Annotated in this window: 13 protein-coding genes; 7 read left to right on the top strand and 6 right to left on the bottom strand. The window is 61.7% G+C overall.

Features of this window, described 5'->3' with window-relative positions; translation table 11 throughout:
* Positions 1-59: 59 nt before the first annotated feature.
* From KT71_RS03955 to KT71_RS03945, 3 genes are all read right to left on the bottom strand, one after another.
* Positions 60-1,199 carry a transglutaminase family protein gene (locus KT71_RS03955; protein WP_202962388.1) on the bottom strand — a complete coding sequence of 380 codons (1,140 nt, stop codon included), beginning with the start codon at positions 1,197-1,199 and terminating at the stop codon, positions 60-62.
* A 91-nt stretch (positions 1,200-1,290) separates the two neighbouring features.
* The gene (locus tag KT71_RS03950; protein ID WP_008292751.1) at positions 1,291-1,794 is read right to left on the bottom strand and encodes a GAF domain-containing protein; all 504 of its coding nucleotides are present in this window, start codon (positions 1,792-1,794) and stop codon (positions 1,291-1,293) included.
* Positions 1,795-1,887: 93 nt separating this feature from the next.
* A complete protein-coding gene (locus tag KT71_RS03945) occupies positions 1,888-2,670 on the bottom strand; it encodes a ParA family protein (RefSeq protein ID WP_040362762.1) in 783 nt (260 codons plus the stop codon).
* A 161-nt stretch (positions 2,671-2,831) separates the two neighbouring features.
* Here KT71_RS03945 and KT71_RS03940 point away from each other — a divergent pair, with 161 nt between their 5' ends.
* Positions 2,832-4,115: a CinA family nicotinamide mononucleotide deamidase-related protein gene (locus tag KT71_RS03940; RefSeq protein ID WP_008292753.1), complete on the top strand. Its 1,284-nt coding sequence runs from the start codon at positions 2,832-2,834 to the stop codon at positions 4,113-4,115.
* Between the two features lie 50 nt (positions 4,116-4,165).
* Here KT71_RS03940 and pdxH read toward each other — a convergent pair whose 3' ends face one another.
* From pdxH to KT71_RS03925, 3 genes are read right to left on the bottom strand one after another with little or no spacing between them, the layout of a single operon-like run.
* Positions 4,166-4,810, bottom strand: a complete 645-nt coding sequence (pdxH, locus tag KT71_RS03935) for a pyridoxamine 5'-phosphate oxidase (protein WP_008292754.1) — start codon at positions 4,808-4,810, stop codon at positions 4,166-4,168.
* Complete coding sequence (locus tag KT71_RS03930; protein WP_008292755.1) at positions 4,800-5,375, bottom strand: DUF4136 domain-containing protein; 576 nt, start codon at positions 5,373-5,375, stop codon at positions 4,800-4,802. Before KT71_RS03930 ends, pdxH begins: the two co-directional genes overlap by 11 nt.
* A gap of 49 nt (positions 5,376-5,424) precedes the next feature.
* A complete protein-coding gene (locus tag KT71_RS03925; RefSeq protein ID WP_008292756.1) occupies positions 5,425-5,781 on the bottom strand; it encodes a hypothetical protein in 357 nt (118 codons plus the stop codon).
* A gap of 136 nt (positions 5,782-5,917) precedes the next feature.
* Here KT71_RS03925 and KT71_RS03920 point away from each other — a divergent pair, with 136 nt between their 5' ends.
* From KT71_RS03920 to KT71_RS03895, 6 genes are read left to right on the top strand one after another with little or no spacing between them, the layout of a single operon-like run.
* Positions 5,918-7,210 (top strand): tetratricopeptide repeat protein, encoded by a 1,293-nt coding sequence (locus tag KT71_RS03920; protein WP_152025165.1) that lies wholly within the window; start codon positions 5,918-5,920, stop codon positions 7,208-7,210.
* Positions 7,191-8,699, top strand: a complete 1,509-nt coding sequence (locus KT71_RS20405) for a hypothetical protein (protein WP_152025164.1) — start codon at positions 7,191-7,193, stop codon at positions 8,697-8,699. Before KT71_RS03920 ends, KT71_RS20405 begins: the two co-directional genes overlap by 20 nt.
* Complete coding sequence (locus KT71_RS03910) at positions 8,696-9,931, top strand: hypothetical protein (RefSeq protein ID WP_008292759.1); 1,236 nt, start codon at positions 8,696-8,698, stop codon at positions 9,929-9,931. The genes KT71_RS20405 and KT71_RS03910 overlap by 4 nt, the downstream gene beginning before the upstream one ends.
* Before the next feature lie 15 nt (positions 9,932-9,946).
* Positions 9,947-11,485 carry a tetratricopeptide repeat protein gene (locus KT71_RS03905; RefSeq protein WP_008292760.1) on the top strand — a complete coding sequence of 513 codons (1,539 nt, stop codon included), beginning with the start codon at positions 9,947-9,949 and terminating at the stop codon, positions 11,483-11,485.
* Positions 11,485-13,545: a PEGA domain-containing protein gene (locus KT71_RS03900; protein ID WP_008292761.1), complete on the top strand. Its 2,061-nt coding sequence runs from the start codon at positions 11,485-11,487 to the stop codon at positions 13,543-13,545. The genes KT71_RS03905 and KT71_RS03900 overlap by 1 nt, the downstream gene beginning before the upstream one ends.
* A 13-nt stretch (positions 13,546-13,558) precedes the next feature.
* Positions 13,559-13,816 (top strand): hypothetical protein, encoded by a 258-nt coding sequence (locus tag KT71_RS03895; protein ID WP_008292762.1) that lies wholly within the window; start codon positions 13,559-13,561, stop codon positions 13,814-13,816.
* Positions 13,817-13,823: the final 7 nt, after the last annotated feature.

The raw sequence follows: 13,823 nt of genomic DNA, 5'->3' as shown, positions 1-13,823 counted from the left end.
CGCAACAAAGGCGCGGAGCATAACCAAAGAATCCCTTAATCGCCATGGCGACGAGGCATTCAGAGTGCTGCAGCCTGCTCCTCGCGGATGATTTTCAACTGCACGCGGTAGCGCTGTTTCTCCACCTGGAACGCGGCTTTCTCGATGGCGCGGGAGATGAGGTGCTCCGCCTCGTCGATCTTACCCAGCTGGTGCGCCGCCAAACCCTTGCTGTAGATCAGGAGCCCGTCGTCGGGCTGCATTTTGGCGGCCTCGGCGTAATGATCGTAAGCGGTTTCCCAGTCCTCCTCCTCCATGGCGACATCGCCAAGACTGGCGTGGTAGTAGGGATTGAGATTGCGGTAGCGCTCGAGACGATCTTCCCAGTAGTGCTGTTCATTGCTGCGACCCTGAAGCTCATAGAGCACCACCAGATTGTTCATTGCCGAACGATCGCTATCATCGATCTCCAGGGCATGAAAATAGGCCTGCTCCGCCTCAGGGTACTGACCTGCGTAGCGATAAATCGCACCCAGATTCACCCAAAGCTGGGAAAGGCCCGGGGCTTGGTGGAGCCCCCGGACAAGCTGCTTCCAGGCAAAGACCGGCCTGTCATCCGCCAGGGCATTCATGGCGAGATTGTTGTAGTAGAGAGCAAAACCCTCCCGATCACTCATGAGTCGCGCGCCGGCCACCTCATTCCGGTTCAGGGGATCGATGTCGACCATGTACTCCGTCGAATCGCGCATTTTCACCTGCACGTTGACGTGCAGTCGCACGGCGACCCGCTCCCCCATGCGATGCCACTCGGGGCGGACCTCAATCCATTGGTACCGGGCATTGAGGCCGGCCTCCCGCGCCAGAGCCGTGAACATGTGGGCATAGCTCAGGCAGTTGGCCGAACCGCGGGCAAAGGCCTGCGCGGCGGTCCCATCGGCGAAGGGGTCGTAGTGCATGGCCAGGGCGCCCTGCCCTTTGATGGCGCGATGGAGGGACATCAATTTGTTATGGGAGTTGTTGGAGTCCCCGGTGTAGGCCTCGACGAATTCCCGCATTTCCGGGGTAACTTGCAGGATACCCGGGTCTTTCAGGTCGGGGCTATCCGGATCATAGCTGTAGAGTTGACCGTCCAGCTTCAGGGGCGGCACGTCCCGCAGATCAAAGGCCCACTGGGGCGCGGTGGTGCAGCCGGCCAGCAGCATCAGCAGGAGCGATGTCACGCAAAGCCGGAAGCTATTCCTGCCCGATGGGAAGGCAACAACCGTAGCAGAAATGAGGGCTCTCCAAGGAGCCCCCGAGACACCCCTGTGCTTAGCCCTGACCAAACTGATGACGGGTAAACACATCGGCAAGAGCCTCGACAAAATCCTGATCTTCCTGGCGGAAGCGGGCAACGGAAGGACTGTCAATATCAAGAACGCCAACGATCCTGCCCTGAGCCTGAATGGGCACCACAAGCTCGGAGCGCGAGCGGATGTCGCAGGCGATATGGCCGGGGAATGCGTGCACATCATCGACGCGCTGGATAACACCCGTGGCCACACAGGTACCGCAAACGCCACGACCGACGGGAATACGGACACAGGCGGGGTTCCCCTGAAAGGGGCCCAGCACCAGTACATCGTCCTTGAGGAAGTAGAACCCCAGCCAGTTGATGTCCGACAGGAGCGTGTTCAAAAACGCCGCCGTGTTGGCGGCATTGGCGATGAGATCGTCTTCCCCCGCCAGGAGTCCCAGCAGTTGCTGACGGGCCTCGGACAAAGACAGTAGCGGCTCTGGGGATTCGGCCGCGCCAAGTGTAGCGACATCGTTCATTTACTGAGTATGGTACAAGCTGCTCGCAATCGCCAAGTGCTTGGCGCTTTTTGTCGCCGCGCCGCGCCGCCACCCGCCGACGCTCACCCAGCCCTACCCCTTATCGAGGGCCGCGTGCAGCTCGAGATATTGCTGGGTCAGTTTGTGCGAGGGCGCAAGATCGATGAGGGGCCGGTGCTGGTAATGGGACTCTTTCATCTTCACGGAACTGTTGAGAAAGGTCGGGATCACCGGGTAACCCTCGTCCTCAAGCTCAGCGACCAGTTCCCCGGGCAATCGCGCCTGGCTATTGAACTGGTTGATCACGATGCCCTCCACTACCAGATCTTCATTGTGATCCTCCTGGAGTTCGGCAATGTTATCCATGAGCGCGTAAAGACTCTGGCGAGCAAAACTATCGCAATCGAAGGGTATTAAGACGCTATTTGCTGCGATCAACGCTGATTTCGAATAGAAATTGAAGTTTGGCGGCGTGTCGATGTACACCCGGTCATATTCGTCCTCAAGCTTGATGAGGGCGTCCCGGAGCTTGTAAATTTTGTAACGGGCCTCAAGCTCGCGCTCAAGCTCCGATAACAGAGGACTGGAGGGCATGAGAAACAGGTTCTCGTAGGGTGTTTCCCAGACAAAGGCGTCGGGATTACGGCTCATGCGCCGGGACCCCACCGTTTGCTTGAAGAGCCCCGACACACCCTGCGCTTCCGCCGGAAAAGCCTCCGCGTCGATTTCGCCAACCAGATAGTGCGTCGTGTTGCCCTGAACATCCAGATCAATCACCAGGGTCTTTCGGCCAAGACTTGCATCGATGGCAGCGAGGTTACAGGTGATGCTGGTTTTACCCACCCCGCCCTTCTGATTGAAAACCACACGCTTCATGATCATTCCCCGTCCGGATAGGCACCGGATAAAAGGCAGGGAGTGTAGCCAAGGCCGGGCAGACTGTCAGCCGTTGAGGCGGCCATATACCGGGAGATTGGCCTGTCAAACCCGAGCCTGTGCTATTTTCCCCATCCACACTATTCCCTCGGGAGAACACCATGGCCCAAACGCCCCGTGTGCAGCTATTGCTCACCGGTGACGAACTCATGAGCGGCGATACCGTGGACTCGAATTCGGCGCTTATTGCCCGCGAACTTTCGGGACTGGGGCTCACCCCCTGCCGTCGGGTAACCCTGGGTGACGACCGCGACGCCCTGGCTCGGGAAATGGCTGCGTTAGCGGATGATGCAGACGTACTGATCGTCAACGGCGGCCTGGGGCCCACCATCGATGACCTCACCGCGGCGGTGCTTGGGGAAGTCGCAGGCCATGGACTGGAGGAACACCCCGACGCTCTCGATCATCTGGAGATATGGTGTAAAAAACGCAACCTGCTGCTCAACGACGCCAACCGCAAGCAGGCGATGCTGCCGGCAGGGTGCACGATCATACCCAACCCCGTGGGCAGCGCCGTGGGCTTTTCCCTGGTCGTCAACAACTGCCTGATTATGTGCACCCCCGGCGTGCCGGGAGAGCTGCGGGCCATGTTGCCCGTCATGGTCCAGCGTCTGCGGGAGGAGTTCGGTATCACCCTGCAAAAGGATGTCCTGCGCCTGCAAACCTTCGGTCTGGGGGAGTCCACGGCGCAGCAGCTCCTTGTGGATAATCATCCGGACTGGCCGCCGGAGGTTGTGCTCAGTTTTCGGGCGGGCGCACCTCAGCTGGAAATAAAGCTCAGCATTACCCGTGCCGAGGATCGCCCCCGGCGTGATCAGTGTTATGAGTGGCTGAAGGCCCTGTTTGGCGATCACATTATTGGCGAGGGCGATACGCGCATTGCCGAGGCCGTGATTGATCAGGCAAGAGACGCCGGCCTCACAATCACCTGCGCGGAGTCCTGCACCGGCGGCATGATCGCCTCAATGCTCACGCAAATCGCCGGCGCCTCGGATGTTTTTCCCGGCGGCTTTGTCACCTATTCCAACGCCTTAAAAGAGTCCATTCTTGGCGTTCCCGCTGAGACCCTCAAATCTGAGGGCGCCGTGAGCGAAGCCACGGTAAAGGCCATGGTTCGCGGTGCGTTGGATGCCTCGGGGGCTGATCTTGCCGTCGCCGTCTCAGGGATTGCGGGGCCCGGCGGGGGCAGTAACGACAAGCCCGTAGGAACCGTATGGCTAGCCTGGGGGGACCGGGATGCGGTGGAAACCGTGTGCCTTTGCTGGCCCGTCGAGCGCGTCTTGTTTCAGACCATGGTCGCAGCGGCGGGTCTCGATGTGCTGCGGCGAAAGCTGGCGGGCATCCAAAATCAATCCCGCTATTTTGACCAGCGACGTCTGCGTTAGCGCTGTCTACGAGCTCAAGGCTGTCTACGAGCTCAAGGCTGTCTACCGGCTCAGGGCTGTAACTGCGTCACCTGCCAGCCACCATCGCCGCCGCGCTCGTAGCGAAAGCGATCGTGGAGGCGATGCTCGCCCCCCTGCCAGAATTCAATGCGTTCGGGCTGGATACGATAGCCACCCCAGAAATCCGGCACAGGCACCTCACCCTCGGCAAACCTGCCTCGCAGCTTGCGCACCTCCGCTTCTAGAAGCGCTCTCTTAGCGATGGGTCGGCTCTGGCGGGAGGCCCAGGCCGCGATCTGGCTCTCCCGGGGCCGGGATAGAAAATAGGTGGCCGATTCAGCCAGGCTCATGCGTTTTGCTGTCCCGCCCACGATCACCTGGCGATCCAGCTCGTTCCAGGGAAACAGCAGAGACACCTTGTCGTTGGCGTCCATAGCCTTCGCTTTGTCACTGCCGAAGTTGGTATAGAACACAAAACCATCATCGGACAGCCCCTTGAGCAGCACGATACGCTGCCAGGGCTGCCCCGCACCGTCGATGGTGGACAGTGCCATGGCGGTGGGATCGGACAGTCCCGCATTCACGGACTGCTCCAGCCAGCGTTCAAACTGGGCGATGGGTGACTCACACAAGTCCTCGGCCGTCAGTCCGCCGGCGGTGTACTCCCGCCGATAACTTTCGAAATTACCGCTCACCCGGAGGGCTCCACTCCGGCGGAAACGGCGCCAGAACGGCCTTTGCCGCAACGGCACGCTTCCGAGCCGCATCATCGGGGTCCGGCTTGCTCTTCAGCGTCGACTGTATCGTTGACCGCCAAACGGAGCGGTTTCGCGCGGGATCGATAAGATCGACAATAAACGTACCCTCGACGTATTGACGGACACTCACATCCGATACCGGGGGACCACAGCGCCAGCAGTTGTAGGCGCTGGCCGCGTTGTAGGCGCGAATATCCGTTTTCTCACGGGTCACCAGGTGCCAGGCCAGGTAAACATCCGCGTCTGCCCGGTTTTCAACCACCTCGTAGCCTCGCGACCGCAGCTCCTCGGTGAGCGCATCGTTGATGCGATCCACCTGCAGATCGCTGATGAGTTTTTCCGCCGCCGATGTCCGATCAATGGGGAGAATCGCAAGGCGCTGCACCTTGTCAAAGGCAAAGCTCGTATCGTAGTCGCTCACCGCCTCCAGATCCGTGCTGGCACAGCCGTTCAGTAAATAGGCCGTGAGCACCATAACGGCCACGCGAAGGGATGCACGCATCTGAATTACTCCTGAATCATAGAATCGTCTGACTGGCCGCGCAGTATAGTCAATCGCTGGTTGAGGGAGATACCGGCGCGCGCTCCATGTACATGGGAATCTGGGGAAAGGGATGCCAGCGCTGCCAGCCCTCACCGAGCCGGGCGTCGAGGGACTCCCCCACAATGTCCTTGTGGAGCGCTGCAATCAGTTCCAGGAGGTCATTCTCCTCGCAGTCTCCGATAAGCACCGCTGCCTCCATGAGCCCCTCAAGACGAAAGCGCGGCCCCGGCGCCACGTCATAACCGTCGGCAATGCGCTGGAACTGCGCCGACAATCGCTGTCTAATCTCTTCACCTAGCGTGCTCATAAGCCCCCCAAACACCGCCGACTTTCGGCCCGATACTGCCATCCTGCCGGTGGTCATCCAAGGGCCCTGAGTTCTGATCGCGGGGAGGCGCTCCCGTGAGCCATAAACGGCTATAGTACGTAAGGTGAGAAGACCTAAGGTGAAAACGCGACCCAGACAGAACGAGCACTGATTAAAACCAGCGAACCGCCCCATGATGAAGTTCACCCATCGACAACCTACATTGTTGAAAGAGAAGCCTCTAAACAAGGCGTTGAAGACGGCGCCTGTCATCGGCGTGGTGCTCCTCATGTTGAACGGCCTTCCCGCAGCGGTGGGCGCTACGGACACGGCGGCAGCAGAGGCGGAGGCCCTTGCCAGTGAGGAAGCGGCCCGGGACGCACTCATGGGCGATGTGCGCGCCTACCTCAAACGCATCGAAGCCCAGGAAAGCAGCGATGGCGCCTTTGCGCCGGGGCTCACGGAAGATCTGCTGGGTCTGGGGTTGGCGCTCCAGCGCAACGGCGACCACGAGCAGGCCGTGAGGATCTTCAAACGGGGAATACATCTTTCGCGTATCAACGAAGGCCTGTACAGCCGTCGCCAGCTGGCCTTGCTTGAGGGAGAAATCGCCAGCCACATTGCCCTTGGCGCGCTTTCCGAAGCCGACGAACGGCAACGCTATCTTTACCGTGTTCAGGCCAAAACACTCTCGGATGTGACCCGGGGCCAGGCGTTGATGGAACACGCGTTGTGGCAGCGCCAGGCCTACGAGGCGGGCATTGGTGAGGATCCCTTCGCGCGCCTCGTCAACATGTGGAGCCTCTACCGCTTTGCACTCAGTGAGTTCGCCAAGGTGGAGGGCGAGACCTCACCCATGTTGCTGCCGCCGCTCTACGGCATGCTCCGGGCCCAGTACATGCTCAGCGGCTTTGTGGGCGAGACCACCAGCGGCCGGTATCGCACAGGCGGGGTTTATGGCGATGAGGAGTCCCGGCAGATTGGCTATCGCAGCCAAAGTTACAAGCATGGCAACGCGGTGATTCGGGCCATCTACGACATCCAGGTCGCCCAAAGTGATGTAACGCTGAAGGATACGGCGGAGGTCCTGTTGCTTCTGGGTGACTGGCAATACTGGCACGGCAAACGCGCCGAAGCCCTGGACACCTACGCCCAACTTTATGGGGAACTTGAAGAGACGGAGGCTGCCCAAGCCTTAAGAGAGCAGCTCTTCGCAAGCCCTCAGCCTCTGCCCGGGCTCGCGGGTGTCCGAGCCCTGCCTCAGCACTCAGGGGAGCAGGAGGGGCGTTTGCTGCTAGAATTCGGGGTTTCCGAGCGCGGACGGGTCATGGATGTCGTTCGTCTCGATGACCACATGCACAACGACGAAAAGGCGGGCGACATTATCAATCGCTTGAGACGAACGCCGTTCCGGCCACGTATAGACGATGGCTTGCCGGTAGAAACAGAGGGACTGCGCTGGGCTTATGATACTTCCGCATGGTGAACAGCAAGGACCGCAGGGACCAAAGGAACTGTGGAAACAGGGGCCGAAAACGGCCTGCTTAACCCTGGTTCGCGCGGGCAGGCTGCCGTTGGCGTCTCTGCTGGCCTGCCTGATGCTCAGCGGCTGTCCCACCGCCAGTAACCCCACTACGCCGCAGACACCTTCCATGCCGACGCCGAGCACGCCGGCACCGCCGCCCAGCAGCTCTTCCTCCAGTTCTTCATCGAGCTCCTCATCCAGCTCGTCGTCATCCAGCAGTTCCTCGTCCAGTTCATCCAGCACTTCTCAGAGCAGTCCGTCTAGTAGTGCTCAGAGTAGCCCCTCGTCCCCGGGCAGTCAGAGCCCCTCAAGCAGCGCGTCATCGCCCGGTAGCCAAAGTAGTAGCCGGGGCGCCCAGGGCAGTGAGGCAGCAGGGGATTCGTCGGCGGAAAGCACGGCGTCCTCGGAGCAAGCCGGCGAGACGGGATCCCCGGAGGGGGACCTCCAGGGCGGCGGTGATGTCTCTCGGGACATGGGGGAATTCCCCGAAGGTCAGGCCCCGGGGGCCGAGGTGGCCGGTAGCGGCGAGACCGGAGAGCAAGCGGGCAGCGCAGGCGACAGCAGCGAAGCGGGCTCCGCCAGAGAGGCCGGCAATGGCGATATGGGAGGCGGTTCCGGCACTGAAAGCACCGCGGGAGCCGGTGACGGCGAGCCCGGATTTGAAGACAGTGCCGGTGGCAGCGACGCGCTGCCCAGCATGGAAGATGAAGAGTCCGTGGCATCCGGTGGTGGCGGCAGGGGCGAGCCCGCGGGATCCCCCGGCAGTAGCGGCGCCAGCGGCAGTAGTGGCGGCGGGATGCAAGGTTCTGTAAATATTCCCGGCATTCCGGGTATTCCCGGGATCCCCGGTATTCCCGGCTCATCCGGCGACACGGGCACGGACGGAAGCGGTGCCCAGGGCGACGGCGAGGTTGCCGGCGGGCCCGCTGGCGGTCGTCAGGGCACAGGCACCTCCGGCGCGGGCGACAGCAGCAGCGGAGAAGGGAGCTACGGACGCTATCCCTCGGGAGGACAGGGGCCCTTAACGCCGGCAGAGCAGGTGGCCATTCTGGACGCTGAACTCGAAAGGGGCATGGGAGAGTTCGATGCCATGATCCTGGAAGAACAGGCCGCGCAGCGCGAGGCAAGCCGCAACCAGCCTGCGGAACCCACGCAAACGGCCTCCGCCGGGGGCGGCAGCGGCAACAGTGAAGCAGAGGGCGGCTACGGCCGTGAGATGGGCGGTGGTGGCTACAGCGTCGGCGGCGGCATGGGTGGCGTGGGTTCCGGCGGCGGAAGCATCCCCCAGAACACCGCGAAGTACCCTCCCCCGGCGGACATTCCCAACGGCAACGATGACGACGTGGTCGCAAGGCAGCTGCGCGAGGCCGCCATGCGCGAGCCCGATCCCCAAGTGCGTGAAAAGCTGTGGGTCGAATATCGTAAGTACAAGGGTATCAAGCAGCCGTGATTTGGAATGCTACTAATGCTACTTTTGGCGCATCCGCGAGCCTGCGCTTTCTGGCGCTGTTCTTTCTTAGCGCAAGCCTCGCAGGCTGCGTCAGCCAAACTGTTAAAAGCACGTCGATCCCGGCACTGCAGGCGCCCGCCGCCATGGTGCCCGAGGACGAACTCCTTGACGTAGCCGTTGCCATCTTTGATCCGGGTATCGATTTTGCCGACGAGGACGAGCGTCTCTACCCGGAGGTGCGTCGGGCCGAGGCACGCTATATTCCCAAGCTCCTGGCAGAGGTGCTGCAAAATTCCGGCGCCTGGGGCGCGGTGAGGGTGGTTCCCAACGAGGAGCGAATCACGGACCTGATGATCAGCGGCACCATACTCCATTCCGATGGTGAGACCCTGGAAATACAGGTGGTTGCCCGGGACTCCAGGGACTATGTTTGGCTTGATCGGGTCTACGAGGGCAATGCCAGCCGCTATGCCTACGACAGTAAAACCCGTTCCAGCTACGATCCCTTTCAGGCGGTCTATCACCAGGTCGCCAACGATCTGGTGCAACGCTTTGACGAGCTTCCCACGGCGCAGCGCAAAGAAATCCGTATGGTGTCGGAACTCCTGTTTGCCCAGAGCTTTTCCACCGAGGCCTTCGCGGGCTATCTCGATAAAACCCGCAAGGGGAAGCAGCTGGTCGTTCGACTCCCAGCGGAAGACGACCCCATGCTTGAGCGAGTGCGTATGCTTCGGGAACGCGACCATGTTTTCGTGGACACGCTGCAGACCTACTACAACGGCTTCTCGGACGATATGTTCGGCCCCTACCAGGAGTGGCGAAAACTCAGCTATCAGGAAGTCGTTGCCTATCAGGAACTCAAGCGGGAGAGCACCCGGCAGCTCATCGCCGGCGGCGCGGCCATTATAGCCGGTATCGCTGCAGCGAGTAGCGGCGACGGCAGTGCCCGCGCTGCCGGCAACGTCGCGATTATCGGCGGCGGGTATCTTCTGAAAAGCGGGCTCGAGAGTCGTGCCGAGGCACAGATTCACGTCGAAGCCCTGGAGGAAATCGGTCAATCCCTGGAAGCAGAAATCACGCCGCAGGTCATCGAGTTGGAAGACCGCACGGTGATGATCAGTGGCAGCGTTGATGATCAGTACGCGCAGTGGCGAGAAGTACTGGCCGAGATCTATCGCAATGAGATCGGAGACCTCGCTCCCCCAGCGTCCGACGATCCCGTCCAGAATTAGTCGGAAACCACCCCAGTGACAGAGCAGTACCAGCGGGTTCAGCCCACACCCTTTGATGCACCGGAATCCACACCGGCAGCCGCCTCCACAGCGCCGGAGGCTCGCCCGCCGTGGCTCCTTCCCGCTTTCGGGGGCCTTGCTGTGCTGGCGCTGGTCGTGATTTTTGTATTGCCCGCCTGGGTGGAGTCCCGGGGCACCAACGTCGATCCGGCGGCCAGGGAAGCAGCCTCGGGATCGACACCCGCCGCGGCCTCGGACAGGGCGCCCTCGCCTCAAGAGGCAGCCCTCGCAGACGGCAACGCAGCCTCTCCCTTTGCCGATGCCCGGGCAGCAAAAGCCCGCGCCGAGGCCCAGGATCTGCTGGCGGAGTTACTGGACGTGCAGGAGAATCTCAAGGAGCGCGGCGCCGAAGAGTGGGCAGCCGATGCAATGACGGGCATCGCCGAGGAGGCCCTTGCCGGTGATGAACTCTACCGCGAGCGGGCCTTTGACGAGGCCATCACCCGCTATCAGGACGCCCTGACGGCGGCCCTGGCCCTCGAGCAGTCTCTGCCGCAACGCTTCGAGGCGCAGATCACCAGCGCCCGGGAAGCCATCGAGACCTTCGACAAAGATGCTGCAGCAACGGCACTGGACCTCGCCGAGAAACTGAAGCCCGGGGCACCGGAGACCGCCTCGCTCCGCAAGAGGTTTGAGGTACTCCCCTCGGTAACGGAAGACTACACTGCGGCCTCGGACGCGGAAGCAACCGGTGACCTCGACAGTGCCGTCACGCGCATGGAAAGCGCTGCGACGAACGACAGCGCCCATGAGCGCGTCGCCAGCGAACTGAACAGACTGAGGGCTGCACTGACGGAGCAACGCTTTAACACCGCCATGTCAGAAGGCTATGCGGCACTGGACGAGGCGGACTTTGAAACGGCACAGGGGCGCTTTGAACGGGCCGGCAAGCTGTACCCGGGCTCCTCCGAAGCCGCAGCGGCATTGCAGGAGCTATCGTCGGCACGCACCGCCGCCACGCTCCAACGACTACAAAACCGCAGCAACAGTCTCCTTGCAGACGAGGACTGGAACGCGGCCATCAAAGTGTTTGAAGAGGCCCTGGCTATTGATCAAAGCTTGCGGTTTGCCCGCGAGGGATTGCTGGTTGCCAGGCCCCGGGCGCAGGCAGAAAAAGAGCTTACGGCAATAGTCGAAAAACCCGAGCGCCTCGTGGATGACGCGATTTTACGGGAAGCCCAAAACGCCGTTACCCGCGCCCGCTCCCTTGACGATCGGGGGCCCCGCCTCAGCGCACAGATCGAAGCCGCTCAGGATGTGCTGGCGGTGGCCAGCACTCCCCTGCCCGTCACCCTGCGCTCCGATGGCCTCACGGAAGTCACGGTGTACAAGGTGGCGCGTCTCGGATTGTTTAACCAGGAGCAACTGAAGCTGCGTCCCGGGCAGTACACCGCCGTAGGCTCACGCCGGGGGTATCGGGATGCGCGCGTGGTGTTTACCGTTGCCCCGGGAAACCTCTCTGAGGTGTATGTTGCCTGTACTGAGGCCATCTGATGAGTGAGGAAAAACCCAGAAGTATTCAGGCTGCGGCTTTTGAACCCCTGGACCCCACTGCCGTCGAGAAAAAAGCCCGAATCCCTGCCTCGCGCTGGCTATTGATCGCGGCTGTGCTGTTGTTCCTGATGGCTCTGTGGTTTTTGCTCACCGCACGCTCCCTGGAAATTTCCGTGGTAGCCGAAGAAGACGCAGACCTCGAACTTGCAGGGCTGGTGCTGCCCTTCGGCGACCGCTTCCTGCTGCGTTCGGGCACCTATGCGCTGACAGTCACGGCACCCGGCTATCATCCCTACGAAAGCGATATCCAGGTCTCAAAAGACGCGACCCAGCGCCAGGAAGTCATACTTCAACCCCTCCCCGGTCGCCTGACCATCGCCACCACGCCGGCGGGCGCAGCGCTTTCTGTGGATGATGAAGCCCTCGGTGTGACACCGCTGACCGATCTCCCCCTGGAAGCCGGAAGCCGTACCTTACGCCTCGAGCTCCCCCGCTATCTCCCCCTGAGCCAGGTTATCGATGTCACGGGCCGCAACGTCCAGCAGCGTCTTGATCTGTCTCTGGATCCCGCCTGGGCCGAGGTCAGCATCGCCAGCGACCCACCCGGGGCTGAACTTCTGGTGGACGGTACCCCCGTGGGCAAGACCCCGGGTACCTTCGAAATCCTCCAGGGAGAGCACGAACTCGCATTGACGCGGCCGGGCTTTGCGCGAGAGGACTTCACCCTCACATCGGAAGCGGGGGTGGCGCAGGATCTCGGCACGGTGGAGCTCACACCGGCTACGGGTGTCCTGACGCTGACTAGCACACCGAATGGGGCCAACGTCAGTGTCGACGGGGAATTCGCCGGGCAGACGCCTCTGGAAATCGAACTCTCACCGAACACAGACCACCGTATCAGTCTCTCCCGGGCGGGTTACCGGCGCGCCAGCGATACGGTGCGCATGGAAGCGGGGGCCCGACGAGCTCGCAGCGTCAGCCTCAAGCCCCTCCTGGGCGATGTTTTAGTCAAGGTCAGCCCCGCGGAGGCCGAGTTACTGGTGAACGGTAAGCCTGTGGGCCGCGGCACTCAGACCCTGTCCCTGCCCGCGGTTGTCCAGCGCATCGAAGCGCGGCTGGATGGCTACGAGAGCAGCAAGCGCAGCGTCACACCCAGACCCGGTCTGGAGCAACTCATTGAGCTCACGCTCCTCACCCCCGAAGCCGCACGCAAGGCGCGCCTGACCCCCACCATCACCACCGCCCTGGGCCAGACCCTGGTGCTCATGAATCCTCTGGACTCTCCGCGCAATGAGTTTTCCATGGGCGCGTCCCGCAGAGATCCGGGACGCAGGGCCAACGAGGTGCTGCATCCTGTGCGCCTGGAGCGACCTTTCTATTTTCAGAACCAGGAAGTCACCAACGCACAGTTCCGACAGTTTCAGGCCTCGCACAACTCTGGTCAGATTGAGGGCAACAGCCTGAACCGTGAACACCAGCCCGTGGCCCAGGTGAGTTGGCAACAGGCGGCGTCATTTTGTAACTGGCTCAGCCGTCGGGAGGGCCTCACGCCCTTTTATCAGGAACAGCAGGGCATCATCATCGGATTCAATCCCGACGCCCTGGGCTACCGCCTGCCCACGGAGGCGGAATGGGCCTGGGTGGCACGCCTCAAGGGCGAGGAACTCCAGCGCTTCACCTGGGGCGAGGAATTCCCGCCCAAGAAAGCTGTCGAAAATGTTGCGGACAATAGCTCCGCCTATGTGACGGGCCGGGTGCTTAACGGTTATGACGACGGCTATGTGGTCGCTGCCCCCGTGGGAAGCTTTGCGGCAAACGAACGCGGTATCTTTGATCTCGGGGGCAATGTCTCGGAGTGGATTCATGACGTGTACACCATCCCCGCATCCAGTGGCGTCGTGACGACGGACCCCCTGGGCGGCCAACGGGGAGACAATTACGTAATCCGCGGTGCAAGCTGGGCCCTGGGAAGACTTCCCGAGCTGCGCCTGTCCTACCGCGATTATGGGCAGGCGGGGCGGGATGACGTAGGATTTCGCATCGCCCGTTACGCGGAGTAAGACAATGCGGCAAATGAGCACAGTAAAGAAACTGTTGGGGGGCGTCGTGCTACTGCTGGCCAGTTCCGCCCTGTTTAATGTCATGGCGGTGGCCCAACCTCCGGCACAGTCCTCCGCCTCGACGCCTGAGGCCGTGGATCCGGTGGACAAAGACGCTGACGCCGAGTCCGAGCCCGTAACCAACCCACCGGTCAACCAACCCTTCGAAGATTACGAGGCATCGGAGCAGATCTCAGAGGATCTCTCCGTCGCCTTTCCCGTCGACATCTAGGAAGCCC

The organism is Congregibacter litoralis KT71, from assembly GCF_000153125.2.
In the GTDB taxonomy this organism is placed as follows: Bacteria; Pseudomonadota; Gammaproteobacteria; order Pseudomonadales; family Halieaceae; genus Congregibacter; species Congregibacter litoralis.
The sequence above is the reverse complement of the archived record's forward strand: the minus strand, read 5'-3'. Positions and strand labels throughout refer to the sequence as shown.